The sequence below is a fragment of the Scytonema sp. HK-05 genome (assembly GCF_963872035.1).
Taxonomy (GTDB): Bacteria; Cyanobacteriota; Cyanobacteriia; order Cyanobacteriales; family Nostocaceae; genus Kalymmatonema.
The window spans coordinates 13,315-39,987 of sequence record NZ_CAWMYC010000101.1 but is presented as its reverse complement, the minus strand read 5'-3'; the positions used below and the strand labels follow the sequence as shown (position 1 = coordinate 39,987).

Genomic DNA, 26,673 nt, shown 5'->3' with positions numbered 1-26,673 from the left:
AAAATGCTGACATGATAGGAAATGCACTACCTAACAGAAGCTACTAAAATCCAAGGGCAAATCGCCAAATTATCCTCGGCTAAAACACTATGGCTAGATACAGAAATCGCTGACTGGAATACTCCCTATCCCAAATTATCGCTCATTCAGGTGTTGGCTAACCCCACAGATTCGGCGGGTGAATCTGTTTATATTCTCGATGTGTTACATAAACCTGATTTAGCGGCATATTTTATTAACCAAATCATGGTTAATCCTAATATAGAAAAGGTATTCCACAACGCGAGCTTTGATTTGAAATACCTGGGTGGACAGATAGCAAAAAATGTTACCTGTACGCTCAAGCTAGCCAGAAAGATTACCCGCGAAGTTTTGCAAGTATCCAACTTACAACTTAAAACATTAGCAGCAGAACTCTGTGGATTTTCCAATGTAGATAAAGAAGAACAAGCAAGTGACTGGGGAAAACGCCCCCTTAGCCAAAAGCAGCTACAATATGCCGCAATGGATACAGTTTATTTGGCTGCTGTGCATCGACGCTTATTAGAAATTTCTAATCCCAATATTATAAATAATATTTTTGATATGGCATCTACATCTAATAGTTTCAAAAAAACAACAGAAAAATCTGAAAATTCATCTTCAAATGCTACTAAAGTCAGAGTTGCCTTTGAGTGTCCCCGCCTTTTTTATTTGAATCAGCGTTTCGGGGGCAATACCTTATTTTTACCACGAAATACTCATACTGGAATTGGCAAGGCATTCCATCAATTGGCTGATGACTTTGTGAGTTTAGCCACTCATGAACCACGATTTCAAGATTTGTTTAAACCATCTGCTGCCCAATTGCAGGTAGAGGAAATTGCCTCTGGTATGCAACAGCTTTTTTATGAAGTAAAGTTCTATCCTTACTTGCAACAAGTTGTTAAAAAAGATGCTAACCAAGCACAAGCACTGCTGCAAGTATGGCAGGGATTACAACGACTCATCAAACGCTTTGCTGAATTGCTAGTAGTTAATCGCCGCTATTGCGATGCAGAAACAGTTATTCGTAAGACTTTTATCACAGAAGAACGCAGTCTTGAGTATTACTTTAATCTCCCAGATGGAACGCAACAACGGGTAGGAGGGGAATTTGATTGCTTAGTCTACAACTTTGAACTCAAGCGCCTATGTGTGGTGGAGTTTAAAACCTATCAGCCTGCCGATGCATCAGCGCAATTAGCCCAGGTTGCGCTTTATAGTTATATGCTGTGGCAGAAGAAAAAAGTAGCCGTTGATTCGGCGGTTTACTGTGTTTTGCCAGAGTTTAAAGAATATCAGTATACCTGGGAACAGCTAGAAAATACGGTGCATCAGCTGATTCCCTATAAGTTACAACAAATGCAGCAATGGCTGAGTTGGGAACCACCAAATCCCAATCCCCCACCACCTACAACCCAGCCTTATCTGTGCGAAATTTGTCCACAGCAGCAAAAGTGTCAGACTTATTTTGTAGTTAATAACACTCAGGTTGTGGAAGAGGGCAGGCAAGATACCCACTCCACAAGAGATGATCAGCCAACTCCCAATGCTGATGCCATAGGTGAAGAGTTAGTTGCCACGTTGCAATCTTTTGGTATTGGTGTAGATTACCACGGCGCAGCTGTTGGTCCAGCTTTTATCCGAGTGAAACTCAAACCCCAGCTTGGTGTTAAAGTGAGCTCTCTGCTGAAGTTATCAGCTGATTTGCAAGTGCAGTTGGGCTTAGCAAACCCGCCTCTGATTTCTCCTCAGGCTGGATATGTCAGTGTTGACTTACCTCGTCCAGATAGACAAGTTGCTAAGTTTGAGGATTATATCAAGCCGCAAATACCAGCAACCGCACCTGTAAAAATTGCGATTGGGGTGAATTTAGAGGGACAGTTGGTAGAGGCTGATTTATCCGATCCAAATACTTGCCACTTTTTGGTTGGGGGGACGACTGGAAGTGGTAAGAGTGAGTTTTTGCGATCGCTCCTTCTAAGTTTACTCGTTCGTCATTCGCCGCAACATCTACAGATTGCCCTTGTTGATCCCAAACGAGTCACCTTTCCCGAATTTGAGCGGATGCGGTGGTTGTATTCACCAGTCGTTAAAGATAGCGATCGCGCTATTGAACTGATGGATCAATTAGTCACACAAATGGAGTCGCGTTATCAGCGATTTGAACAAGCTGGGTGTGCTGATTTGAGTACTTACAATCAACGTTCTCAACAGCCTTTGCCTCGCATTGTCTGCATCTTTGATGAATACGCCGACTTCATGGCAGAAAAGGAAACTCGTACGGCGTTAGAACAAAGCATTAAACGGCTAGGTGCAATGGCAAGAGCAGCTGGAATTCATCTCATTATTGCTACCCAACGTCCTGAAGCAGGTATTGTTACCCCAATTATACGCTCTAACTTACCAGGACGGGTTGCACTCCGAACTGCCAGTGAAGCAGACTCAGCTATTATCTTGGGAGGTAAACAAACAGCCGCTGCTCGCTTATTAGGTAAAGGCGATTTACTCTACCTCATTGGCGCTCAAATGCATCGGTTACAAAGTTTATTTGCGATAGATATTAGGCTACCGTCAGTGTAGCCTTGTCTATAGCAATCCTAAATTATAAGCCCTACGGGCTGCCTTCGGCTACGTGAACAACAAGATTCCCGACAACTTTTACGAAGTCGGGAATCTAAGCATGCGCGATTTTCACAAATCAGATAGGATTGCTATATACGACAAATAAATTGAACTGCGGAAATTATCTGTATGTATAAATAACAATGACATAACAATCAAATTTCAGAGATGGACATAGATAAACGCAGGCTATTTACCTATGTCCATCTCTGTGCATTTTTGATTTTAAATTATCAAATTAGAGATTTTTGTAAGAACTCTAGCCAAGAGTCAAAAACTCCACAGGGAAATGAAATATCTAAACGCAATTTTTCATCAGCCGTCCTCGCTGGATAGTTTAGGTAACTGCTCAATTGCTTTTGACCACACTTTTTTGTAATCTTCAATTGCACCGCTATAGTCTTTTAGCTTAGATCGGGCATTACCCCGGCTGATATAAGCTTTAGCATCGTTAGGATGAATCCGCAGAAACTGGGTGTAATCTTCAATTGCGCCGCTGTAATCTTTTACCTTAGAGCGAGCATTAGCTCGATTGATGTAAGCTTCACCATCGTTGGAATTCAGGTCTATAGACCAAGTGTAATCTTCAATTGCACTACTGTAATCTTCCAACTCACAATAGGCATTGCCTCGGCTAATGTAAGCTTTGGCATCGTTAGGATTCATCCGCAGGTACCGAGTATAATCATTGATTGCACCAATGTAATCTTTGACCATAAAGCAAGCATTACCCCGGCTCATATAAGCTTGTGCATCCTGAGGATTCATCCTTAAAGATTGTGTGTAATCTTCAATTGCACCACTGTAATCTTCCAACTCGCAACGGGCATTACCCCGGTTAATGTATGCTTTGGCATTATCAGAATTTAGCTGCAATTGGGTGCTATCTTCAAGCTCATACTGACCATTCTCTATGGTAATGTAAACTTCGCCATCGTTAGAGTTAAGGGGCAAAAACTGGGTGCTATTCTCAATTTCGCCGTTATAATCTTCCAACTCAGATTCAGTATGAATCTGGCTGATATTGATCTCAGTCTCAGCGTAATTGGGATTAAGCCCTAAGGAGTGGGTGTAGTCCACAATTGCTTCTCTTTTGTCAAGTCCAGGGCTGATAAACGCAATGTCATTAGGAATAGTATAGCCAGGATTAATCTGCATACTACTGCTGTAATCTGCGATCGCTCCCTTGTAGTCTCCAAGCTCAAAGCGCAGCAGCCCCCGATTGCAGCGAGCTTCGACATCGTTAGGATTAAACTGCAGGTACATATCAAAGTCTATCATTGCACCTTTGTACTCTCCTAGCTTTTGACGGGCAAGCCCTCGCTGATAGTAAGCCTTAAAACCATTGGGATTGAGGCGCACGAACTCGTTAAATTCTGCAATAGCTCCTTGGTAATCTCCTTTTCGAGCCTTTTCCTCTCCTCGGCGATAAAACACTTCGACCACATCGTACTGACTACGAAGCTGTGCTGCCGCCTGCTGTCGTTCGATGATAGTGCGTGATAGAGTTATAGCATTACGCCGCAACTCAAGTTGTGCTATCACCTGATCACTTAATACTCGTAGTCCTTCTATCTGTTCGAGACTCAAATCTCGGGGGACTATGTCAATCACGCATAATGAGCCAAGCGCAAATCCCTCCGGTGTAATGAGGGGTGCGCCAGCGTAAAAACGAATGTTGGGATCGGAGAGTACCAAAGCGTTGTTTGCAAACCTAGAGTCTGCCAACGCATTCCTGACGACTAATGGCTTTTGTTGCAAAATTGTATAAGCGCAGAATGCGAGATCCCGGCTTGTTTCAGGTGCTGCTAAACCCACTTTCGATTTAAACCACTGCCGATTTCCATCAACAAGGCTAATAATCGCAATTGGGGTACGACAAATTTGTGCAGCTAAGAAGGTAAAATCGTCGAAGACTTTTTCGGCAGGAGTGTCCAGAATTTGATACTGGCTAAGTGCATTAAGCCTAGCTATTTCATTGTTAGGCAGTGGCGGTTGTGGGTGTGGGTTCATTTTTTTTGGTAAATCTCCCAAAGCTGGTTTGATAGAGCAAATAACATGGAGAAGCACCTTCTTAACTAACAACAGGTCGTTCTTCTTAATTAGTATCGTGTACTGTCGTGCTTTTTAACGAGTGACGAACACTCAATCTACTAGTCTGTTAACCGAAAAATAATCGCTTATGGCAGGCACACCGGATACTGAGAGTGAGGGACGCAAAGAGAGTTTTTGAAAGATATTATTACTTCCTGCTAAAGCAGTTACACTCATCTCGTCTTAAAAACTAGCTCTAATTATCACTAATTGCGGCTCTAGTACTCAAAGCACATTGTAGCAATTCATACTTATAAGCTTTTGTATAAGCCTTAAATATTTTACATCTGCTTTGAGATAGATTTTAAATTAGCAGTGTTTTTCTCGCGATATTAACTTATATAATCATTTTTAAATAACTTTCAATTTTTGTAAATATTTTGACTGAGTAAGTATAAATTCTTAATAAATAAGGCTTTCCATCAATAAGGGTGTCTCAGATCTTGCACCTCTCCGTAGAAGCCTGTGTTTAGTCAAAAGTAGCGCAATAAAGTTACATCACTTTTCTTGGCTTTTCTCGATACAACAAAGACTTCAGGCTCAGTACTGGGTTTTTAAATAACATCAATTTTTCTTGGTGCAAGATGTGAGGTGTGAAATTACCAACAAGCGTATTGCAACCACTGCTCAAAAGGACAGCAAGACTTTGATGTCCCCCTGGCTTTTTATAAAAACGAGCGATATTCGTGTTTTTATAGCAGGGGGATAAGTTAATTTACCGAACAAGAATTTAGGAGTCAGGAGCCAGGAGTCAGAATGACTTTTGGGGCGACTGGTGGATGAATAGTGGTTTAAAGCCCCCGAATTTATCCGTGGAGAAGAAAAGAATTTTCCGTGACTGTTACCCCCGGATTCATCCGTGGGGATATTCTGAATTCACCAATTCTGACTTCTGACTCCTTTTCATAAACTTGTCATAACTTGAGCTAACTGATTAGATAAATCCACCCTAGATTCTTGGGACTTTTGAAATAAAACGCCAGCTAAAAAGTAATAATCGCCAGAATAGAATGCCATTTTGTTTTTTCGTAATTCCTCTATGTGATTTTTAACTTTTGGCTCCGAGCTATAGTAACCAAATTTTAAAGGTAAAACTATAAAATTTGTCACACGATAACCGTTAGACTTTGCATGAGCAATTGTACTTTCTGGGTTAGAATAGCTAGACACTAAAAGTAATACATTGTCATAACCTAATGATAAAAGTTCGTTGGTAACTGTTGCGCCATCAATGCCACCAAATAACAATGGCATATAAATTTCTTTATCTGGGGCGGGGAGATAAGGAGGATTAGCAACTAGATACTCAGCTTCTGGTTGAGAAGACTCAAACAAACATGAATTATGAATTATGTATTTATGACCAAGATTATATTCGTCGATTGTTAAATTGGCGGCTTTCCAGGCAGAAGTATTTAATTCAAATCCATGTATGACACCATCAAACTTGTTTCTGAGTAATGAATTAATAACAGGGCTGCCATCTCCTGAGCCAAACTCAACGACACACTCAGATTTTTGACAATTTCTCAGAACCAAATTTTCCAAGCAGTTTGAGTAAAAATTGGATTCATCAGGGCAAAAGAAGATGTTTTTCATTTGATTATCATTAATTCCAATATGTTTGAACAAAGGCGGGCAGTGCGCACCCTAGCAGCACCCTCAAAAAGGCAATAAAAAACGGTTCCTTTAGCAAGTGATCTGTTACTAAAGGAATAAATTGGTATGTGAATTATCAGTAGATTAGAAAAGCAAAATTACGAATGCTGTTGGTCTACCATTGTGAACTTTGAATTATGAATAACTTAATGTGGCTTGTTCTGCGGCACGTATTGATCGCACAACAGCAAGAGCCGCGCGATCGCCCATGAGCTTCTCTTGGTCGTACCCCAACACGAGTTCCCAGGCATCATTGGGATACATTTCGGCCAAAGGTAAAGCCACATCATCCAACATCCAGCGTCCGTGGCGTTCGTCCTCCCTGATGTGCACTTCCCAATAACTCATTGCTGCGTTAGAGAGTCCCAAGCGCTGCCCTGCTGCAACATAGCTTCTGAAAGCCGCTGGTACCGATGTCTCGAAATAGGTCAATCCACCGTTGTAACGCAGGAAATAGCGCTTGCGTTCACTTATGAGATAGCTATTATTGGAACAAGCCAGAAGTTCCCAAGGGATTAAATCGAAGTATCCCTCTGGTTGGGTGTTCATCCCAAACTCGTTTAGCATTTGAGCAAAAAACGTAGAATGCTTGCGAGATAAGCGACCGTTCCCGTACTCTTCCTGAAATACACGCATCAGCGTACACTGTACTGCATTAGCAGCGCCACCCAGAATGCGGGGAAGGTGACTGCTTTCCACCAAGCCTTCAAACGAACCAATAGCCAGTAAGTGACGGTAGCCAGCCTCACTCATTTCGTCGCGAATGTAGCGGCTGTCTGTGGACAAAGGTGGATCTAAATCCTCAGCACAACGTTCAATGAGAGCTTGCTTAACATCCAATTGTTGCAATGCAGCAACATCGATTTGTGCGAGTTCCCACTCTTGCCAAGCCGTCTCAATTTGGTCGCGCACCTTATACAAGTAAGGAGAACGCTCGTTGACGTAGTGGCGTAGGTCGTCATACCAAAACAGATTTAACCGATTGATGCGATATAGTATGCGCTGGAGAAAGCGATGAGCTGCATCATCACCAGCACCATTTTGATAAGCTGCAGGAATTGCTACAGAGAGTGCGCGTTCAAACTCACTGTTTAATGCAGGATCTGCATCTAGTTGTTTGTCCAAATTCTCTGTTGCAAGCAGTTCTATAAATTGCTGCTCAGCACGCTCGTAGTTTATATCTATTTTTTCTTTTATCTGCTTACTCTTTTCTGTAACCTCGGGGAGAGGAGACATCACTAAATTGCTGTGCATGGAATACTTGGTTAGTAAAGGCAGGCGTGAAACTGTTTGGGCCTATACTATTTAGATTTCCATTAAGTAAATTTCAGAACCTCTGCCACAGGTGATAAAGAAAAATTAACTTCTTGATGAAAGATTTCAGTCCACAGACGCACAGAGGAACATGGGGACAAGGGGGACAAGGGAGAATTTGCTTCCTTGTCTCCCCGCTCTCCTTGTCCTCAACGTGGACTGACAGGTGCTTGATTGGCGGGTGTTTGAGGCACTGGTTTACTAGGTGGAATCTGTTCAATGGTAATCAGTGCTTCCATGACTGACTTAGCAATGGGTGCGGCTACAGTACTACCATAGGCATTTTCTCCTCTCGGGTTATCAACCAATGCCAATACGACGTAGCGGGGCGATTCTACAGGTAAGATACCCACGAAGCTGGTGATTTTAGCTCCGCTGATATAACCACCAGAGCGACTGGCTTTTTCGGCTGTGCCAGTTTTGCCTGCAATCCGATACCCAGGAATTTGCGATGCTCTTCCTGTGCCGTCATCGACGACACTTTCCATCATTTCTACCACCTTTAGGGTGGTCGTGGGTGAGAAGATTTGGCGTGGTGCAGCTCGATTGGGTGAATAGTGAACCTGCCCTTTGGTGTCTATCAGCCCCTGGACTACGTGAGGTGTGACCAATTTGCCCCCATTGGCTAAAGCTGCGTGCATTTGTACCAGTTGCAACGGTGTCAGCGAAAAGCCCTGCCCGAAGGAGGTTGTAGCTGGTTCAACTGGGGTAGCAAGAAATTCTTCCTGACTTTTTAGCTGACTGCTCACAGTGAAGGGTAAATCGGTATCATCAACGCTTTGCCCTAGCCCCAAACGTTCCAGCCAACCGTAGTAGACAGAAGGCTGCAATCTTTGGATGATTTGCACCATGCCTATGTTGCTCGAGTGTTGCAGAATTTGAGAGATGTTGATCCGCCCGTAACGTTTGTTTTCAGCATTCTTGATTGTTCGGTCACTCACTTGAATGTAACCGGGGTCATTGAACACATCTTCAGGTTTAATCACGCCAGCTTCCAAAGCGATCGCCACATTTAAAGGTTTGAACGTTGAACCTGGTTCATACAGGTCTGCTACCGTCCAGTTTTTAAATAGAGAGATATCGGCTTTAGAATATTCATTTGGGTTATACGTGGGCTGAGAAACTAAGGCGAGTAACGAACCATCCCAGGCATCCATAACAATGACTGCCCCTCGCTTTGCCCGGTACTTTTGCATTTGTTCTTTAAGAGCAAAGCGGGCAACTCTTTGCAGGCGGTTATCTATAGTGAGTTGCAGTCGCATATCATCAGAATTGAGAAAACCCTCTGGAGCATAATCTGGCATCAGCGCCCCGTTACCCGCTCGGCTGAGTCGTACCGTCTGCATAGTACGTTCTAGCAGCTTTTCTTGGCTGTACTCCACACCAGCCTGACCGCGACGGTCAAGATTCACATAGCCTACCACTTCTGCAACCAAATCCTGCTGTGGGTAGAATCGGGAGTATTTTTGAATTAACTCTAACCCATTGAGGTGGAATGAAGAAATGCGATCGGCAATTTCTTCTGGTAGTGCCGAGGCTAGTGTAATCCCGCTTTTTTTACTTTCAAACTTTTTTTCTAACTCAGCAGCATCTTGAGCCAGTATTGGCGAAAGCTGTTCTGCCATCTGGTGATTAGACTTTTCAAAGAGTTTGGGATGAGCGTACAAAGTATATACGGGACGGTCAATTGCCAGCAAATCCTTATTGCGATCGACCACTGGGCGACGGGGCACAAAAGGTCGCAAATTCACCATTTGCTGGTTTCGCGCCTTTTGTGTGAGCTTTGGTCCGCGCACGATTTGCAGGTTGTACAAGTTAACACCCAGCCCTACCCCAGCCGCAATCAGAAAGCTCCAAACAATAAACAGTCTGAATTTGGTGTTGGGTGCTTGCTCTTGAGTCTGGTCAGGTTTGCTGTTGAACTCTCGTCTCGAACCCTTCTGCTGTCGTCTGGTAAATTCTGGTTTCGGAAAATTAAACTTTCTAAATTTTGTTCTGCTTGGTGACTTTTGCATGAAGATAGTCCTTTGTCCACCGCTCTGCGGAGTCCAAAGTGAAAAGTCAACAGTCTAAAGTTATGATTTTTGACTTTTGACTTTTGACTTTTGACTTTTGACTAATATCCTACTGGATTGGGGGTTTGCTGTTGTATTTCTGAATTTGGCGTCGTGTTAAGTACTGGGTTAGGCTCAACAGGTGCTGGATTCAAGAAAAGCATCCCAGCAGGAGTTGGCGATACCAGTTTGGCTGGTGGGCGTTCTGCTTCTTTCGCCATTTGGTTTTTTAACACCTCGTTGGCTGTCATCAACTGCCGTTCATGGCGTTGCAAGTTTTGCAGCTTGCGGTATGCCTGGCTCCAAAGTTGTTGGGAATATACAGTCCAACCATAAACCACAAGCGTCGTAGCGACTAACAAAAACGCCATAATTGAAGAATGACGATGTAAGGCGAAAAGGCGCAACAACCACGAAGGTACAGACTCAGCAGATGGCATCACAGGGACGCTTGGCGCTTTTTGTTTGCTGGAGTCTGGCACGGATGTTGTTGTTTGTGTCTTGGCGCTGGAAGCCTCCCTTGCCATCTGCCGTGCAGACACTGATAAATTTTTGGACGAATGCCTTTGTTTTCTAGAAGATACTGATGTAGACAACGGAGGCAGAGCGGCTTGGGGAGTTCTGAACTGCGGTGTCTGTGGAGCATTTTCTGGTGGTTGAGTGGACTCTTTTTGTCGGGGAGCAGAGCGACGTTTTCTGCCACTTTTCACTGCTGTCCGGAACCCACTGCCCGTTGCAGAAACATCTGATTTGCGAGCAACAGCCATAATTTTTTGGATAGAAAATACTTTATTCTAGATGATTGTCTGTTTTTACTATGGTTATTATTGCCTTTCGGGCAATAACTACAAATACACCCTACACCCAATCAATATATTCTGATAGGTAGGCGCACCAATCTTCGCATTCCCAAGAAACTTAGTTTCACGGAAGAAATCAGATTTATTGGCAATGAATGGAATTGCCGGTGAACACTCAAGGTGTTCAGGTATCGCATTTATAAAGTATGGCAACGCATTGCCACTATAAGCAAGAGGCGTGAAAAAAAAACACAATTTTTGCTATGATATCGCCGTTAGTGACTTAATTTGGTAATACTACCCTGAACTATTGAGTGACTTTACAAGAAGCGAAAACATTTTGCTTAAATATGTCATCTCAAGTTGGTTAAAAAAAAGCAACAAATAAGGTATCGTAGTCAACAGGCTAAAATTGTTCTTGCCGCAATTGGTGAAAGAGGAGTTATGAAAATAAAAATCCTTAGTTTTGCATTAATTCTGGGTCTGGCAGCAGCTCTCGGAGCCTGTGAAGGTGGTGGTGGCGGCGGCGATACACCTGCGGGTGGAGGCGCTGGGGGCGCTGGAGGCGCTGGGGGTGCCGCTACTTCACCTGCTGAACCGACAGATACTGGCACTACCCCTCCTGCGGGTGGTGGCGCAGCTAGCCCTGGTGCTGGTGGCACCACAGCTACTCCTGGTGCTGGTGCTGGTGCTGGTGCTGGTGCTGGTGGCGCAGCTAGTCCTGCCGCCAGCCCAACCAAGAGCCCTAAATAGCAGTCTCAAAACAGCCAAAACAGGTTGTTGCAGCGCTTCTCACTACATTGGTTGAGTTGATCCTCCTAAAATTCTATAGAGTAAATGGCTGAGTTTTGAGAGTGCATAAGTTAGTCACGCTCACTGACACTTTGTCTTGACAATCCCCTGTACTCCGTTTCTCGTCTGGAAAAGTGACCTGGTAGTAACACATTCGGTTGCCAGATCTTCACAGCAACTTACCCAAGAAACCCGGTTTCTCTGTGAAACCGGGTTTCTTTATAGGTAAGCTATTGGGGAGGTGAGGGGAGAATAACTCATGACTCATGAGTGGGGAAGAGAGAAAATGAGAAGGGTGATAAGATTTCTGGTTTTAACAGTCTGTACTAGCATATTGGTGGAGCTAAGCAGTCATTGGGGGGCATTGGTAATGGCATTACCGCCACAAGAAGATATACCAGAAGAAATATTGCGAACCCAGATTATTACAACAGCGCGATCGCCTGTTGATGGTAAGCCTTTGAGCGCTGGCGAATACGCTCAATTGCAGGCTCAGTTGCAAAAAAGCCCGCCCCCAAAACTTGATCCCCGAATTCAGGATCAAGTTTTTCTGCTGCGACTGCGTAAAACATTGCTTCAGCTTTTCCCCTTTCTAAATCTTTGAAGCGTCTATGAATCAAACAATTCACTACATTTCACACTCCGTACCTTACACGAGGTAAAGCATACTCCTCCAAAAGGACTCCCTCCAAGGTACGATGACTATCACGACAAAATTGCAAATAAATGTAAAGAATATATATAGATGTTTTACAAAGCAAATTTACTTACCCACTTTAGTCAACGTAGGTAGCTGCATGTCTATGAGCACAATAGCCCCCGAACAGGTTAACCGCATTGTTTGGAATCAACATCAAGATCCGTTTGAAATACTGGGTGCCCATCCCATAGAACAGAATAATGGCACAAGCGTCTGGGCTGTGCGAGCTTACCTACCAACTGCAAGTGCGGCTTGGGTTATCCTTCCCGAAGAACGGAAAGAATACCCAATGGAAACGGTGCATCATCCCAACTTTTTTGAATGCACCATAGAAACAAAAGAACTGGCAAACTACCAGTTACGGATAAAAGAAGGGGAACACGAGCGAGTCATGTATGACCCTTACGCTTTCCCTTCTCCCCGGCTGACTGAATTTGATTTGCACCTGTTTGCCGAAGGCAACCATCACCGGATTTACGAGAAACTGGGAGCGCACCCCACTGAAATCAACGGTGTTAAAGGCGTTTATTTTGCCGTTTGGGCACCCAACGCCCGTAATGTTTCAATCCTGGGAGATTTCAATAACTGGGACGGGCGCAAACACCAGATGCGAAAAGGACACACTGGCATTTGGGAATTGTTCATTCCCGAACTTGGTGTAGGAGAGCATTACAAATACGAAATCAAAAACTACGAAGGACACATTTACGAAAAATCTGATCCCTACGGTTTTCAACAAGAACCTCGCCCCAAAACCGCATCCATTGTCACTGATTTGGATGCTTACACATGGAGTGACGAAGAGTGGCTGGAAAAACGGCGTCACACCGATCCCCTCACCGAACCCCTTTCAGTTTACGAACTGCATTTAGGCTCTTGGTTACACGGCTCCAGTGCAGAACCACCCAAATTGCCCAACGGTGAAACCGAACCTGTGGTGATGGTTTCAGAACTCAATCCCGGCGCACGCTTCCTCACCTATCGGGAATTGGCAGAACGACTCATTCCCTACGTCAAAGATTTGGGATACACTCACATTGAAGTGCTGCCCGTTGCCGAGCATCCCTTTGATGGCTCTTGGGGTTATCAAGTCACTGGGTACTACGCCCCCACCTCCCGTTTTGGTCGCCCAGAAGACTTTATGTATTTCGTTGACCAGTGCCACAAAAACGGTATTGGGGTGATTGTAGATTGGGTTCCCGGTCACTTCCCCAAAGATGGTCATGGTTTAGCATTCTTTGATGGTACCCATCTTTACGAACACGCTGATCCCCGTAAAGGCGAACACAAGGAATGGGGGACTCTCGTGTTCAACTACTCCCGCAACGAAGTCCGGAATTTCCTGGTGGCGAATGCCCTGTTCTGGTTTGACAAATTCCACATTGACGGCATTCGTGTTGATGCTGTCGCCTCCATGCTTTATCTCGACTATTGCCGCGAAAATGGAGAATGGGAGCCCAACCAATACGGGGGCAGAGAAAACCTGGAAGCAGCAGATTTCCTGCGTCAGGTAAATCACAGCATTTTCAGCTATTTCCCTGGCGTTGTCTCAATTGCCGAAGAATCTACCGCATGGCCGATGGTATCTTGGCCCACCTACACCGGAGGATTGGGCTTTAACTTGAAGTGGAACATGGGCTGGATGCACGATATGCTGGATTACTTCAGCATGGACCCCTGGTTCCGCCAGTTCCACCAAAACAACATCACCTTCAGTATGTGGTATCACCACAGCGAGAACTACATGCTTGCCTTGTCCCACGATGAAGTGGTACACGGTAAGAGCCATATCATCGGCAAAATGCCTGGGGATAGATGGCAGAAGTTGGCCAATGTGCGTTGTTTGTTTGCGTATATGTTCACTCACCCAGGTAAGAAAACCATGTTTATGGGCATGGAGTTTGGGCAGTGGAGTGAGTGGAATGTCTGGGGTGACTTAGAGTGGCAGCTATTCCAGTATGAGCCGCACCAACAGCTCAAAGAGTTTTTCAAAGAACTAAACCATCTTTACCGCTCTGAACCCGCTTTGTACACCCAGGATTTTGCACGCGAAGGGTTTGAGTGGATTGATTGTAGCGACAACCGCCACAGCGTCGTTTCTTTTATCCGTCGCGACAAAGATTCTGATGATTTCGTTGTTGTGGTTTGCAACTTCACACCTCAACCCCATTCCCACTATCGCATCGGTGTACCTGAACAAGGATTTTATACTGAGTTGTTCAACAGTGATGCTCGTCAGTATGGCGGTAGCAATATGGGTAACTTAGGTGGTAAGTGGACGGACAACTGGTCATTGCATAATCATCCCTATTCGCTGGATTTGTGTCTGCCACCCTTGGGAGTATTGATTCTCAAGTTGGATAAGCACAAGACGGCAGAGGTGATGGAATCTTAGTAAAGAGGGTGGGCATATGCCCACCCTAAATTTTACTGCTAGTTATAAAACAATACGGTTCAGGTAAGGTTGATGTGTAAAAAATCACGTGTGTAGAGACGCGCCATTCGAGAGTTCTACATTGTGTTCCAGATAAGGGTTCTGGTCTTATCACCAAGCGTATTGAGTTATAAAAGTCTTGCATTCATCGACTACTCAGCTTCCTGCCATCCCTGAATTATTGCTACTAAAATGTTAACCAGTGGGTGGTCAATCGCCTCTTTGAACGCTTCAGTTCCTCCTAACTTGAGGGCAGCAATCACTCGTGCTTTCAGCGTTGGATCTTTCTTGATTTCTTCAGCTGCTTTAGATACAACTATCAGTTTTTCTGTCTCGGTTATTGTGGGATTGGTTTCTTCTAGTTGCTTTAAAAGTTCCTGTATTTGTGCGGCAGCTTCAGCTAAATTTTGCTTTTGTTCAGGTGCGTAGATATGTTGAGTAGATTGCTGCTGACTTCCAGATTGGGCTGTGTCAATAATGTTGCCAATATTAGAGTTTTTCATGTCGTACTTAGAGGCATCTGGCATATTATCTCCTTGGGTATTATCATTTTTTGGTGAAAAATGATTAAAGAAATTAATTTGGTGTGTTGTGCGTGAGGAAGATTCAGATTTTGATAAACCTACACGAGCCTCTTGGATATTTAAATTATTGGAATCGTTATTTATTTGAGTGTGTCTTTGTGCAACACTTTTGTTTTTTCTAGCACGATAAATCCAAATTATAATAAATATAATTAAAAAGGAAATTAAGAAAAAAATCAAATATAAAGTAAAAGATAAGTAACTATTGTTTTCAGATGGTTTGACAGGTTCTTTTACAAGTGATTCTAAATCGTCAAGAACTTCCTTAAATTCTGGTTCTTTTAATATTTTAATTTTTGTATTACCAAATGATTGAAATTCTGCTTCTCTTAATAAAGAATTTATAGCTTCTAGTAATCTAATATTTTTATCTCGTTCTATATGATAAACAACCATTGCAGATTGTTCATTACTTAATAATAATTTTTCAGGTAAGATAGAATATTTTTCTTTATTGTTGGAATATTGGAGCTGTTTTAATATACTCTTTAAAACTAATTCATTAGCAACATATAAATCAATCTCTCCGGTTTGGATCTTTTGGATAGCATCTTTTGCTTCTTCTAATACCACAAGATTATTATTTGTAACAACATTTGGATAGATATTTTCAACAATTTTTCTTGTAGTTGTTCCCCTAAGAACCCCAAACTTTAGTTCTTGAAGTTTACTTGGATCGTTGTAATCTGGTATTTTTGTATCTGGTAATAAAACTTTTGCACCTGTCAAAGCAAAACGTTCAGTAAATGAACCATCTCGACCATTTTCTTTAAGTTCTTTGCGTATACGCCCTTCAGTTATAGAGTTAAAACTGCAATAAGCATCCAGTTCTCTTCCGTTATCTCCCTTACCAGTAAAACGGAGTTTATTTTCAACAGGTACTATCTCTATTTTCTTATGAATTTGTTTTTCTAAAACTTTGACGAAAGCATAGCAGTAACCTTTCCAACTCCAGCCTTTCTCACTATAGCTAATAGGGGCAGAATCTTTTTGAAAACCAATGTAGTATGTTGTTGACTCATTAACTCCTCCCTGATTACTACTATCTCTTGGCTGCTGTGTTAAACCAGGAGAACTTAAAAATAAGCCTACTACCATCACGACTCCAGCAAAGAAATCTTTCAGCTTCATAATACGTTGGCAATATGTATAAAGTTTACAATTGAAAAATAGTAGTGTTTCAAGTAATTTTGCTTACACGAAACCCTTGCTTTCTTTACTCCTACAGCAATATCTCTAAATTTTTCCGAAAAAATACTTTATGCTTTATGTATTATGCAACTATATCTGTGTATTCACTTGATAAAAGAGGCACTCCGGATAAATTTTATATAAATTTTTTATATTTTTCCGGATGTCATCGTGTTTGTGCGAACCTCTATGAGGACATTGTGATTTGGGCGATCGCACCGAATGCCCGCTTGAGAGCGATCGCCCCGAATTGCACAGGCATTGCCAATCACAGAAAATGAGCGTCAGAATGAAATTGAGCGATCGCCATTGCACAACAAGCTGTCGTTAGTGGGACTTAAACATTATTTGAGGGAGAAATCAACCTCAAACCCTTACAGGGCAAGGGAAATACATCAAATGCCCAAAAATGGCTGAAACCCAAATATATCAACAAACTAAGGAAAACGATGTCAAAATCTCTCTGTATTTAGATTTGAGGCTTTTTTCTGGGTGTTTTTTGTCTAAGTCCTGTTAGGAATATATAAGTTGTCATTAGATCACAACAAGCTGTCGTAACGACACGATAATTTGAGGAGACATCCACTGACAAAAGTCAAACTGCGTAGTATCTCAATTTACAAAAGAGTAAGTTTGTAGATAGACACCTCAACCATGCAAAAAACACATTTCTTTTCTCACCAACCATCAGGCACGCCTAGAATCTCCTCAATCACCTTAAGAAAATTGGATAATACCATTGATGAATTTTTCTTTCGCCAAACAGCAGCAATTTGTCGAGTCAGTTTTGCATCCTTTATCGCTTTATAAATAACGCCTTCGCGCTGAAGAGTTTGGACATGGTTGGGAAGAATAGATATACCTTTTTCTGATGCCACCAAACTCAAAAGTACAACAACTCCAGTTACTATAATATTCGGCGCAATTTTAGGCTCAAAGCCTATATTTCTGCATAAGGTAATGACTTCTCCGTAGAAAGGCAACACGTCAAGTGGAGGCAAGATAATCGTCTCGTTTGCTAATGCTTTCAGAGAAATCCCAGTATCCTTTTGCTTAGCCAGGGCATGATTAATTGGTAATGCAACGACAAAGTATTCATTTAGAAGGAGCTGAAACTCTAAATCTGGGTCATTATCTGGGTCATTCTGATCAAAACTTGGAGAGCGTTGAAACACCACGTCTAATTCACAATTTTTGAGCATCTGAATTTCTTGTTGAATTGTGACTTCACGCAGTTCTAGTTGCACATTGGGAAATTGGTTCTGAAACTCGTTTAAAACATTGGGCAGAATACTGTTTGCGACAGCATTATTGAGACCTACTATTAAACGTCCAATTTGACCAAGACTTGCTTGTTGTGCTTGAGCGATCGCTTGATCAAGGTGGATTAGAGCTAACTGTACTTCTTTTAAGAAAACCTTACCTGCTTCAGTCAATTCGATTGGGCGTTTGCTGCGATCAAATAGTTTTATATCTGATGTTTTTGAATTGGCACTCAGCGATTTTTCTAGTGCCTGAATACTGTGGGTAAGGTTAGGCTGATGAATTCCTAGACGCTTTGCTGCCTCACTAAAGTTATTTCCAGCCTGCACCACTGCCATGAAATTGCAGATTTTCTGCAATTCAAACTGATTGAGACGTTTGAAGTCCATACGGAATCTTAAACTATATCTTTTGCATATTATGCTACGAAATAGCATATTTGCCGCACTTTAAAGTGATTGAGATGTTGGAAGTCTATACGTCTTAAACTATATCTTTTTGCATATTATGCTATGGAATATTTGACTATATAACCTATTATGCCCGTTAATTAGAGGGTGGTGGAGCTTTGCAACTTCGATTATAAGCATCAACCAGTTTACAGCACTGTCATATCTTCTTCAGCCACTGATATCCTTGTGCCTTGAAAAGGAGGTCGTGATGTCTAAAACTTATTCCATCTGTGGAACATTGCTGATTATTTTCTTCTGCCTTCCGTTTGCTTTAATGCCATTTAGTCTGATCTGGGAAATAGGCGGCAAAGACGTACTCACCTGCAACCATCTCCCATCCCGGCAGACTATTTGCCAACACCAAAGTTGGCGTTTGTTTGGATCGCAGTATCAAGTAACAGAGTGGCAACTCCAGGGAGCACGAGTCGTGGAAGACAATGCAATGGGAGCGGCTACATATGGCTTTTCTTTGGCAACCAATAACAGAGAAGTCGCCTGGCCTTACTCAAGTAACCATGAGCAAGCCTATCAGGATGTTGCCAAATTACATGAGTTACTGGAAGGCTCTTTGCGACCCTCACTCCAGTTAAAAGATAGCCGTGATTGGCTCGAAAATTTACTTATGTTTGTCATCGGGGCATTACTTATCCTGGATTTTTGGGTTTTGGGTCCCCTATGGTTGATTTTTGAGTTTCCCCGGAGTTTTATCCAGTCAATCTAATCACCAGCCTGTTTGTTATTGCATATAACAATTAACCATTTGTATATCCGTAAGGGAGCGAAATAACGATGAGTCTTGATGAGGTAAGAAACTTGGCGATCGCAAATTCTAATCAGTCGGGTTGGCAATTTTGGATTGATCGCGGCGGTACGTTTACCGACATTGTGGCGCAACGCCCAGATGGCGAGATCGTCGTTCACAAACTCTTGTCTGAAAATCCAGAACGCTACAACGACGCGGCAATTTTTGGCATCCGGGAGATTTTAGGAATTCCATCAGATGCACCCATTCCGATAGAACAAATTGCGGCAGTCAAGATGGGAACGACGGTGGCGACGAATGCACTGTTAGAGCGTAAGGGCGATCGCACCCTTCTGCTGATAACTAAAGGGTTTCGAGATGCCCTACGGATTGGCTCTTCACACCGTCCAAACATTTTTGCTCGTCACATTGTGCTTCCGGAAATGCTCTATGAGCGGGTCATTGAGGTCGAAGAACGCTACACCGCTCAGGGAGAAGAATTAATTCCAGTTCAGATTAACGAAGCCCTGATTCAATCACTCCAATCAGCATACGATGATGGCATTCGCTCTTGTGCGATCGCGTTTCTGCACGGCTACCGTTATCCCGATCACGAACAACAAATTGCGGTACTCGCTCGTGATATCGGTTTCACCCAAATCTCAGTTTCCCACGAAGTCAGCCCGCTAATGAAGCTTGTTAGTCGAGGCGATACCACGGTTGTGGATGCATACCTATCCCCGATTCTCCGGCGGTATGTGGAGCAGGTTGCAGCAGAACTCGGAAAAGATGAGAACACAACAGAGGATGCTTTGCAACCCCATTCACCTCATCCTTCATCCCTCCGTTTGATGTTCATGCAGTCCAACGGTGGATTGATTGAAGCTGACCGATTTCAAGGCAAAGACAGCATTCTATCGGGACCGGCAGGCGGAATTGTCGGAGCCGTAAAGACGAGCGCGATGGCAGGTTTTGATCAAATCATCGGATTTGATATGGGCGGGACATCAACTGATGTTTCACACTTTAACGGGGAGTATGAACGCACGTTTGAAACGGAAGTTGCTGGAGTGCGGCTACGGGCACCGATGATGTCAATTCATACGGTAGCAGCGGGAGGTGGCTCAATTCTCACCTTCGACGGCTACCGCTACCGAGTGGGTCCTGAGTCGGCTGGTGCAGATCCGGGTCCAGCTTGCTACCGTCGGGGTGGTCCGTTAACCGTGACCGACTGCAATGTGATGGTCGGCAAACTTCAAGCCGCATTCTTCCCTGCTGTGTTTGGCACCGAGGGCAACTTGCCACTAGACACTGAGATTGTGCAACAAAAGTTTGCCAGAGTTGCAGCAGAAATTGGTGAAAAGACCGGAAGTCAGCGCACACCGGAACAAGTAGCCGAGGGATTTTTAGCGATCGCGATCGACAAAATGGCTTCCGCGATTAAGAAAATCTCCATCTCTAGAGGCTATGATGTCACGGAATATACGCTGTGCTGCTTTGGCGGTGCAGGTGGACAACATGCCTGTCTGATTGCCGAAGCACTGGGCATGAGGAGAATTTTCATTCATCCCTATGCTGGAGTACTCTCTGCTTATGGGATTGGCTTAGCGGATGTGCGAACGCTCAAAGAAAAGGCGGTAGAAGTTCAATTAACTCATGACGCAGTGCCTACGTTAGAGCAAATGCTGAGCGCACTCTCCGCCGAAGGGTATGCTGAAATGAGGCAGCAGGGCATCGATCCGTCTCAAATTCACGTTCTTTTCAAAGTACATCTACGCTATGCAGGCACAGATTCTGCATTAGTTGTAGATTTTGGCAATCCGGAAACCTTACCCGACGATTCTCCTGAGCGCTGTGCCATTCTACGAGAACGCTTCGAGCAAGCCTACCATCAGCGGTATGGCTTCACGATGCCCGATAAAGCACTCATTGTGGAAGCGGTTTCGGTGGAAGTGGTTGGACAGACCAGCGATCTCAAAGAACCAACCCTTGCATCCAGCAGAACAGCACCGCTCAAACCAATCGCCACCATTCAAATCTACACCAAAGGCAATTGGCACGATACACCTGTTTATCAACGCCATGATTTAAGCCCTGGCGATCGCATCACCGGAGCCGCCTTAATCCTTGAACCTACAGGAACAAATGTGATCGAGCCGGGATGGTGTGCACAATTAACTCAACACAATCACCTGATTTTGAGCAAGGATGACAGCCCAAGGGCAAAGGATGAATTCGACTCAAATGCATCTGTTATTCGTCCTTCCTCCTCTACCCCCGACCCCGTTCTCTTGGAGATCTTCAACAATCTGGTTCGGGCGATCGCAGAGGAAATGGGCATTACGCTGCAAAACACCAGTTACTCGGTCAACATCAAAGAACGGCTCGATTTCTCCTGCGCCATTTTTGATCAGTACGGACAGCTCGTTGCCAATGCACCGCATATTCCAGTCCATTTGGGTTCGATGAGCGAAAGCGTGGGCAGTTTAATTCAAGCCAAAGGCAAGACCCTGAAACCCGGAGATGCTTATGTGTCTAACAATCCCTATAACGGGGGGACGCATTTGCCAGATGTGACCGTTATTACTCCGGTTTTTGTCTCTGACTCTACTACTCCGCTGTTCTATGTTGCTTCACGGGGACACCATGCCGACATTGGTGGTATTACACCCGGTTCAATGCCACCCCACAGCACCACGATCGACCAAGAAGGCATCTTGCTAGATAACGTGCAGATTCTTGATCGAGGACGTTTTCAAGAAGCAAAGTTACTGGAATTGTTGAGTGCAGGTGATTATCCAGTCCGCAATCCTGCTCAAAATTTAGCCGACCTCCAGGCACAGATTGCCGCCAATGAGCGAGGGTGCTCCGAACTCCACCGCATGGTTGAGCATTACGGACTCTTCACCGTGCAAGCCTACATGCAGCACGTTCAAGATAATGCAGAAGAATCGGTGCGACGAGTGATGGATGTGCTTAAAGATGGCAGCTTTACGTATCCAATGGATGATGGTAGCGAGATTTGCGTCAAGATTACGATCAACCATCACAACCGTTCTGCTCGCGTTGATTTCACGGGCACTTCACCGCAGCAATCGACCAATTTGAATGCACCCTTGGCAATTTGCAAAGCGGTTGTACTCTATGTGTTTCGGACATTGGTTGAGGATGATATTCCGCTTAATGCAGGTTGCCTCAAGCCATTAGAGATTATTATCCCAGAAGGCTGTCTGCTCAATCCGCGCTATCCGGCTGCTGTCGTCGCAGGCAATGTGGAAACGTCGCAAGCGATCGCCAATGCATTATATGGTGCGCTGGACGTAATGGCAGCGTCTCAAGGCACGATGAATAATTTTACCTTTGGCAACGAGCAACACCAGTATTACGAAACGATCTGTGGTGGTTCTGGGGCTGGCGCAGATTTTGACGGAACTGACGCAGTTCAGACGCATATGACAAACTCGCGACTGACTGATCCAGAGGTGCTGGAGTGGCGGTTTCCAGTTTTAGTCGAAGAGTTTGCCATCCGTCCTAACAGTGGCGGCAAGGGAAAACATAGGGGCGGCAATGGGGTAATTCGCCGGATTCAATTCCGGGAAACGATGAGTGCGGCGATTTTGTCGGGTCATCGAGTGATTCCACCGTTTGGCTCTTCGGGTGGCGAATCAGGGGCGATTGGACGTAATTGTGTCGTGCGTAGTGATGGGACAATCCAACCCCTCGCCAGCAAAGCAGAAGTTCAAATGCATCCGGGTGATGTCTTCGTGATTGAAACGCCTGGAGGTGGTGGATTTGGGTCGATTGCGCGGAGCGCAGCGCCGTAGGCGATTGGGCAAAGCCCAGCGCCCTTTAGGGCGATCGCCAGCTCACAATAGCCATAAATTTGACTGGTTCAAAGAGTAATTTCTTTATTCACACCACGTGTTGCAAATTTACAGCACCTTTAGGAGATCGATGATGTCAATTCCTACTCTTCCTTCCGAAATCCGTCAGCAATGTCGAACTGGTCAGTTAGAGGTTCCTACGCCTGGGCTTGCTCTAGGATATGTTCAAGCCAATTTGGTTGTGTTGCCATACAACTTAGCGTTTGAATTTCTGCTGTTTTGTCAACGAAATCCCAAGCCTTGTCCAATCCTTGATGTCACAGAAGTCGGAGATCCTGAACCTAAACTGATTGCTCCTGGTGCTGATATTAGAACGGATTTGCCGCGCTACAGGATTTTTCGGCACGGTGAGTTAATTGAAGAAACAACCGATATAAAAGCATTTTGGAGAAACGATTTGGTAGCCTTTTTGATTGGTTGTTCTTTCTCTTTTGAAAATGCCATGCTCAACTCTGGACTACCAGTAAGGCATATAGAAGAGGAAAAAAACGTCCCAATGTACAAGACAAATATTAAATGTGTTCCTACTCCAATATTTTCCAGCCCCTTAGTTGTTTCCATGCGTCCCCTACCTGCACATCATGTTGTTCGAGCCGTAGAAGTAACTAATCGCTATTACAAAGCACACGGATCTCCTGTGCATGTTGGAAACCCAGGCATAATAGGGATTGAAGATTTGGCAAGTCCAGATTACGGAAATACGGTTACTCTTCGCGATGATGAAGTTCCCGTTTTTTGGGCTTGTGGCGTCACAACTCAAACTGCAATTCTTCAAGCAAAGCCTGAATTTGCCATTACCCATGCACCTGGACACATGTTTGTCAGTGACTTAAAGGACGAGGCTCTCTCTATTTAGAGCCACAAAGCCGACTGTGAATGAGCAGTAAATATGTATGACGTGATTAGCAGGCTTTGTGGCATTTTCTTCCAACACACTCACCTATAAAGCTTATTAACATGTCTATGTGGATGATACAGCAATGCACCCAATTATCCCCGATGATATTCCCTTATTCCATTTTAACGGAGTGCCCGTCGAGGAGCGATCGCTTCGCTGCTGCACGGAACGCACTCCATCCCTGCAATCAAGTAACATAAAAGAGTCCGCTGCGGGCTACGCAACAGGTAAAAAGCCATGTCCGATATAGCTGCACCATACGTAACAATACCGCCAACCCAGGCAGAACTTCCTTGTGATGATGGTATTCCAATGGAAACCCAAAGGCACAAATATCAGATCGACTTGCTGATTGAAACCTTAGAGTTGTGGTTAGGACAACGTGAGGATGGGTTTGTCAGTGGCAATATGTTTGTCTACTACAGTATGGCGCAGGTGCGGAACAAAGAGTTTAAAGGACCAGACTTTTTTGTTGTGTTGGGTGTTCCAAAGGGAGAACGCCGCAGTTGGGTTGTTTGGGAAGAAGGTTGCGTTTTTACAATTCTCGTTCAATACCTAACGGATTTATAATTAAAGCTGCCGCAATCCGTAAGCGTCAAGATGGCTGGTATGTTTCTATCAGAATTGAAGATAAAACCGTACCAGATTATGCTGCTAAACCTTTGACTGAGGTTAATAAAGTCATTGGTTGTGATTTGGGAATTACAAAGCTAGTTCATCTTTCTGATAACCACCAAATTGAAAATCCGAAGTTTTTAACCAACAAAAAGACTAAGCGTGTCCTCAAGATTAGACAGAGGCGAGTTAACAAGAAGCTAAAAGGGAGTAGAAACCGAAAGAAAAGCGTTAAAAAAGTTGGACTATTACACAAAAAAATTTCGATTTTCTTGGCTTTAATGTACGTCAGTACAAAGTCAGCAGGTACAATTCTGGAAAAAGAATGAGGGACTTCAAAACCCTAATCAAACCCAGCAAAGACAGCATCCAAAGACACAAAGACCAAATTAAAACAGTAGTCAATAATGGCTTTGCCAAACCACAACTGGCATTAATAAATCAGCTAAACCCAATTGTCAGAGGATAGACAAACTATTACTCGACACAGATTAGCTCAGAAGCCTTTAAATATCTTACCCATTTTCTAGTACAAACGTTGATGAAATGGGGGCGTAGGAGACATCCAAAGAAATCCTTACAATGGATATATCGAAAATACTTCGATTACCATGAAGGTTATCAATGGACATTTATTAACGGCAAATTTAAATTGCTAAGACACTCCGAAACCCAAATCAAAAGATGGGTAAAGGTTACACAGGATAGAAGCCCATATGACGGGGACTGGGTTTACTGGTCTACCAGAATGGGAAAACATCCCGAAGTGAACAAGAAAGTCGCATACTTGCTCAACCAACAAAAAGGAAAATGTTCCAATTGCGGACTTAGATTTAGCATGGAAGACCTTATGGAAATCCATCATATCGACAAAAATCACCGCAATCACAAATGGGAAAATCTAACTCTATTACATCGCCACTGTCACGATGAAGTACACATGACAAGTGCCTAGTTACTGAGGAGCCGTATGAACGAAAGTCTCAAGTACGGTTCTGTAGACGAGTATGAATGGTGACATTTATGCTTAGTTCATCAACTTACACGCCCGAAAAATCGTAAGGAGACATCAACACGCCCTCGTGGCAAACGTGTTGAGCCGCTTAACCTGAGTAATCAGGATATTAAGGTAGCGATGTCTTAAGAATCCCCTCCCATGGACGGCAGGGGAGTGTCAACAAAATCAGATGCGTGTGCCAGAATATTTCTGGTTTGACCCGTTTAATCCTGATGATTGGGCAGGTTTCTCCATTCAACAAGGAGTTTACCAGCCCTTGGTTGCCAATGAGCGAAATCAGTTGGTGAGTCAGTCATTAGGGTTAGGATTGCAGCGTTGGCAGGGGAAATACAGAGGAGTGGAAACCGTTTGGTTACGTTGGGCGACATTGGACGGAGAACTGTTACCTACTGCTGCGGAAATTGCACAGCAGGAACAGCAAAGTGCTGAAGCTGAACATCAACGCGCTGAAGCTGAACATCAACGCGCTGAAGCTGAACATCAACGCGCTGAAGCTGAACATCAACGCGCTGAAGCTGAACATCAACGCGCCGAACAAATGCAGTCGCAGTTGCAGCAAACGGTACGAAATTTACTTCAGACAGGAATGACAGTGGAACAAGTCGCCAGGTTCACGGGTTTAGATGTTTCTCAAGTAGAGGAACTCGGCGATAGATAGCGTTGTAACAAACCAATTATGATCTCTGGTGTTTCCAAATGGGGCAGAACTCCTGCATCTGGAATTGCATGAAAATCTCGGATAGCACTAAGATTGAACTTTGCTAAACGCTGTCCTAGCTTAACACTGGTAAATTGTGCCTCCTTACCCCAAAATATCACCGTAGGGATGGTCAGTTGTTGAATATACAAACTTAAGTCAAAGTAAAGATCACCCCGTAAAAATGCCAAGGCGGCAAATTTAGCATTGGGCTGTTGTGCAGAGGCTAAGTAAGCCTGCACCATTTCTTCGGAAACTCGTTCTGGTTTGGCAAACAGAAAGCTTTGCAAAAAGTTGCGTACCGCCAGTTGATTTTCTGCGCCCAGAGCATAAATCAGATTGTCCAACATCGGTGTATTTATTAATTGAAGAGGAAGTCTACGTCCAACACCTTGCCCAAAATCATCAAATCCAGAGGGACACACCAAAAACAGTGCTTGGAATAAAAAAGGATGGGCAATAGCGAGGCGAATCGTCAAACCAGCGGTTAATGAAGACGCAATTACCGTCACAGGTGGACGACAAGTATGTCTGATAAATTCTGCGATCGTCGTCAAGTAATCGCTAATTTGGTAATCTCGCACAGGATGTGCAGATTCACCCCAACCGATTAAATCTGGGGCTAGCACCTTGTGCGTAGCGGCAAAAGCAGGATAAACTTTAGACCATTCATAAGCAGAAGCCCCGCCACCAAAATTATGGAGGAAGACTAGGGGAGGTAAATCTTCAGTTTCAGCAATCAACCAAGGTGCATTCGTTTGGGTATAGTAAACCATCAACCCCAAGGAGGTGTTGATGATTTTTTGTCCAAAGCCAGGGGGTTGAAACTGGAGCAT

At 43.9% G+C, this 26,673-nt stretch carries 20 protein-coding genes and 3 pseudogenes; 15 read left to right on the top strand and 8 right to left on the bottom strand.

Annotation, left to right across the window (positions count from 1 at the left end; genetic code table 11):
* The first annotated feature begins 21 nt into the window (after nt 1–21).
* Nucleotides 22–2,604, top strand: coding sequence for a DNA translocase FtsK (locus AACT52_RS17350; protein WP_073632624.1), 2,583 nt, complete (start codon nt 22–24; stop codon nt 2,602–2,604).
* Nucleotides 2,605–2,961: 357 nt separating this feature from the next.
* On the opposite strand, the gene AACT52_RS17345 is transcribed toward AACT52_RS17350, so the two are convergent.
* The 5 genes from AACT52_RS17345 to AACT52_RS17325 form a co-directional block, all read right to left on the bottom strand.
* The gene (locus tag AACT52_RS17345) at nt 2,962–4,659 is read right to left on the bottom strand and encodes a tetratricopeptide repeat protein (protein WP_073632707.1); all 1,698 of its coding nucleotides are present in this window, start codon (nt 4,657–4,659) and stop codon (nt 2,962–2,964) included.
* Between the two features lie 984 nt (nt 4,660–5,643).
* Nucleotides 5,644–6,339, bottom strand: a complete 696-nt coding sequence (locus AACT52_RS17340) for a class I SAM-dependent methyltransferase (RefSeq protein WP_073632622.1) — start codon at nt 6,337–6,339, stop codon at nt 5,644–5,646.
* Nucleotides 6,340–6,534: 195 nt separating this feature from the next.
* Nucleotides 6,535–7,653, bottom strand: a complete 1,119-nt coding sequence (locus tag AACT52_RS17335; RefSeq protein ID WP_073632620.1) for an iron-containing redox enzyme family protein — start codon at nt 7,651–7,653, stop codon at nt 6,535–6,537.
* Between the two features lie 209 nt (nt 7,654–7,862).
* Nucleotides 7,863–9,728, bottom strand: a complete 1,866-nt coding sequence (locus AACT52_RS17330; RefSeq protein ID WP_073632618.1) for a peptidoglycan D,D-transpeptidase FtsI family protein — start codon at nt 9,726–9,728, stop codon at nt 7,863–7,865.
* Between the two features lie 101 nt (nt 9,729–9,829).
* Entirely contained in the window at nt 9,830–10,534 is a 705-nt protein-coding gene (locus tag AACT52_RS17325) for a hypothetical protein (RefSeq protein WP_073632616.1), read from the bottom strand.
* 477 nt (nt 10,535–11,011) lie between these two features.
* Here AACT52_RS17325 and AACT52_RS17320 point away from each other — a divergent pair, with 477 nt between their 5' ends.
* The 3 genes from AACT52_RS17320 to glgB all read left to right on the top strand — a co-directional run bounded on the left by AACT52_RS17320 (nt 11,012) and on the right by glgB (nt 14,454).
* Nucleotides 11,012–11,320, top strand: a complete 309-nt coding sequence (locus AACT52_RS17320; protein ID WP_073632705.1) for a hypothetical protein — start codon at nt 11,012–11,014, stop codon at nt 11,318–11,320.
* 325 nt (nt 11,321–11,645) lie between these two features.
* Nucleotides 11,646–11,963, top strand: coding sequence for a glutathione S-transferase (locus AACT52_RS17315; RefSeq protein ID WP_073632703.1), 318 nt, complete (start codon nt 11,646–11,648; stop codon nt 11,961–11,963).
* Nucleotides 11,964–12,162: 199 nt separating this feature from the next.
* Nucleotides 12,163–14,454, top strand: coding sequence for a 1,4-alpha-glucan branching enzyme (gene glgB / locus AACT52_RS17310; protein ID WP_073632614.1), 2,292 nt, complete (start codon nt 12,163–12,165; stop codon nt 14,452–14,454).
* A gap of 191 nt (nt 14,455–14,645) precedes the next feature.
* Here glgB and AACT52_RS17305 read toward each other — a convergent pair whose 3' ends face one another.
* Entirely contained in the window at nt 14,646–16,208 is a 1,563-nt protein-coding gene (locus tag AACT52_RS17305; protein ID WP_083630394.1) for a substrate-binding periplasmic protein, read from the bottom strand.
* A gap of 158 nt (nt 16,209–16,366) precedes the next feature.
* Between AACT52_RS17305 and AACT52_RS17300 the strand changes: the two genes are divergently transcribed.
* Complete coding sequence (locus AACT52_RS17300; RefSeq protein WP_198940949.1) at nt 16,367–16,549, top strand: hypothetical protein; 183 nt, start codon at nt 16,367–16,369, stop codon at nt 16,547–16,549.
* 396 nt (nt 16,550–16,945) lie between these two features.
* Here AACT52_RS17300 and AACT52_RS17295 read toward each other — a convergent pair whose 3' ends face one another.
* Nucleotides 16,946–17,920 carry a LysR family transcriptional regulator gene (locus AACT52_RS17295; RefSeq protein ID WP_073632612.1) on the bottom strand — a complete coding sequence of 325 codons (975 nt, stop codon included), beginning with the start codon at nt 17,918–17,920 and terminating at the stop codon, nt 16,946–16,948.
* A gap of 271 nt (nt 17,921–18,191) precedes the next feature.
* Between AACT52_RS17295 and AACT52_RS17290 the strand changes: the two genes are divergently transcribed.
* From AACT52_RS17290 to AACT52_RS17255, 10 genes and pseudogenes are all read left to right on the top strand, one after another.
* Nucleotides 18,192–18,704, top strand: coding sequence for a hypothetical protein (locus tag AACT52_RS17290; protein ID WP_073632610.1), 513 nt, complete (start codon nt 18,192–18,194; stop codon nt 18,702–18,704).
* 68 nt (nt 18,705–18,772) lie between these two features.
* Nucleotides 18,773–22,549 (top strand): hydantoinase B/oxoprolinase family protein, encoded by a 3,777-nt coding sequence (locus AACT52_RS17285; RefSeq protein WP_073632608.1) that lies wholly within the window; start codon nt 18,773–18,775, stop codon nt 22,547–22,549.
* A 133-nt stretch (nt 22,550–22,682) separates the two neighbouring features.
* On the top strand, nt 22,683–23,465 hold the full coding sequence (locus tag AACT52_RS17280) for a putative hydro-lyase (RefSeq protein WP_073632606.1): 783 nt from the start codon (nt 22,683–22,685) through the stop codon (nt 23,463–23,465).
* Between the two features lie 124 nt (nt 23,466–23,589).
* Complete coding sequence (locus tag AACT52_RS17275) at nt 23,590–23,757, top strand: hypothetical protein (protein ID WP_198940948.1); 168 nt, start codon at nt 23,590–23,592, stop codon at nt 23,755–23,757.
* Nucleotides 23,745–24,071 (top strand): annotated as a pseudogene (locus tag AACT52_RS17270) (Uma2 family endonuclease); the annotation flags it as partial. The gene AACT52_RS17275 and the pseudogene AACT52_RS17270, both read left to right, overlap by 13 nt.
* Nucleotides 24,014–24,451: a transposase gene (locus tag AACT52_RS17265; protein ID WP_143172816.1), complete on the top strand. Its 438-nt coding sequence runs from the start codon at nt 24,014–24,016 to the stop codon at nt 24,449–24,451. The pseudogene AACT52_RS17270 and the gene AACT52_RS17265, both read left to right, overlap by 58 nt.
* Nucleotides 24,448–24,591, top strand: coding sequence for a hypothetical protein (locus AACT52_RS17260; RefSeq protein ID WP_158054671.1), 144 nt, complete (start codon nt 24,448–24,450; stop codon nt 24,589–24,591). The genes AACT52_RS17265 and AACT52_RS17260 overlap by 4 nt, the downstream gene beginning before the upstream one ends.
* A 12-nt stretch (nt 24,592–24,603) precedes the next feature.
* A pseudogene (locus AACT52_RS41430) lies at nt 24,604–24,714 on the top strand (group II intron maturase-specific domain-containing protein); the annotation flags it as partial.
* A 156-nt stretch (nt 24,715–24,870) separates the two neighbouring features.
* On the top strand, nt 24,871–25,077 hold the full coding sequence (locus AACT52_RS41425) for an HNH endonuclease (RefSeq protein WP_443216657.1): 207 nt from the start codon (nt 24,871–24,873) through the stop codon (nt 25,075–25,077).
* 223 nt (nt 25,078–25,300) lie between these two features.
* Nucleotides 25,301–25,798 (top strand): annotated as a pseudogene (locus AACT52_RS17255) (hypothetical protein); the annotation flags it as partial.
* On the opposite strand, the gene AACT52_RS17250 reads toward AACT52_RS17255, so the two are convergent.
* Nucleotides 25,771–26,673: an alpha/beta fold hydrolase gene (locus AACT52_RS17250; protein WP_073632602.1), complete on the bottom strand. Its 903-nt coding sequence runs from the start codon at nt 26,671–26,673 to the stop codon at nt 25,771–25,773. The pseudogene AACT52_RS17255 and the gene AACT52_RS17250 overlap by 28 nt on opposite strands.

What these genes read in the sequence shown, in the direction of transcription:
- AACT52_RS17350 (WP_073632624.1), top strand. Translation starts at nt 22, where the DNA reads ATGCACTACCTAACAGAAGCTACTAAAATCCAAGGGCAAATCGCCAAA.
- AACT52_RS17345 (WP_073632707.1), bottom strand. Translation starts at nt 4,659, where the DNA reads ATGAACCCACACCCACAACCGCCACTGCCTAACAATGAAATAGCTAGG.
- AACT52_RS17340 (WP_073632622.1), bottom strand. Translation starts at nt 6,339, where the DNA reads ATGAAAAACATCTTCTTTTGCCCTGATGAATCCAATTTTTACTCAAAC.
- AACT52_RS17335 (WP_073632620.1), bottom strand. Translation starts at nt 7,653, where the DNA reads ATGCACAGCAATTTAGTGATGTCTCCTCTCCCCGAGGTTACAGAAAAG.
- AACT52_RS17330 (WP_073632618.1), bottom strand. Translation starts at nt 9,728, where the DNA reads ATGCAAAAGTCACCAAGCAGAACAAAATTTAGAAAGTTTAATTTTCCG.
- AACT52_RS17325 (WP_073632616.1), bottom strand. Translation starts at nt 10,534, where the DNA reads ATGGCTGTTGCTCGCAAATCAGATGTTTCTGCAACGGGCAGTGGGTTC.
- AACT52_RS17320 (WP_073632705.1), top strand. Translation starts at nt 11,012, where the DNA reads ATGAAAATAAAAATCCTTAGTTTTGCATTAATTCTGGGTCTGGCAGCA.
- AACT52_RS17315 (WP_073632703.1), top strand. Translation starts at nt 11,646, where the DNA reads ATGAGAAGGGTGATAAGATTTCTGGTTTTAACAGTCTGTACTAGCATA.
- glgB (WP_073632614.1), top strand. Translation starts at nt 12,163, where the DNA reads ATGAGCACAATAGCCCCCGAACAGGTTAACCGCATTGTTTGGAATCAA.
- AACT52_RS17305 (WP_083630394.1), bottom strand. Translation starts at nt 16,208, where the DNA reads ATGAAGCTGAAAGATTTCTTTGCTGGAGTCGTGATGGTAGTAGGCTTA.
- AACT52_RS17295 (WP_073632612.1), bottom strand. Translation starts at nt 17,920, where the DNA reads ATGGACTTCAAACGTCTCAATCAGTTTGAATTGCAGAAAATCTGCAAT.
- AACT52_RS17290 (WP_073632610.1), top strand. Translation starts at nt 18,192, where the DNA reads ATGTCTAAAACTTATTCCATCTGTGGAACATTGCTGATTATTTTCTTC.
- AACT52_RS17285 (WP_073632608.1), top strand. Translation starts at nt 18,773, where the DNA reads ATGAGTCTTGATGAGGTAAGAAACTTGGCGATCGCAAATTCTAATCAG.
- AACT52_RS17280 (WP_073632606.1), top strand. Translation starts at nt 22,683, where the DNA reads ATGTCAATTCCTACTCTTCCTTCCGAAATCCGTCAGCAATGTCGAACT.
- AACT52_RS17275 (WP_198940948.1), top strand. Translation starts at nt 23,590, where the DNA reads ATGCACCCAATTATCCCCGATGATATTCCCTTATTCCATTTTAACGGA.
- AACT52_RS17260 (WP_158054671.1), top strand. Translation starts at nt 24,448, where the DNA reads ATGAGGGACTTCAAAACCCTAATCAAACCCAGCAAAGACAGCATCCAA.
- AACT52_RS41425 (WP_443216657.1), top strand. Translation starts at nt 24,871, where the DNA reads ATGGGAAAACATCCCGAAGTGAACAAGAAAGTCGCATACTTGCTCAAC.
- AACT52_RS17250 (WP_073632602.1), bottom strand. Translation starts at nt 26,673, where the DNA reads ATGCTCCAGTTTCAACCCCCTGGCTTTGGACAAAAAATCATCAACACC.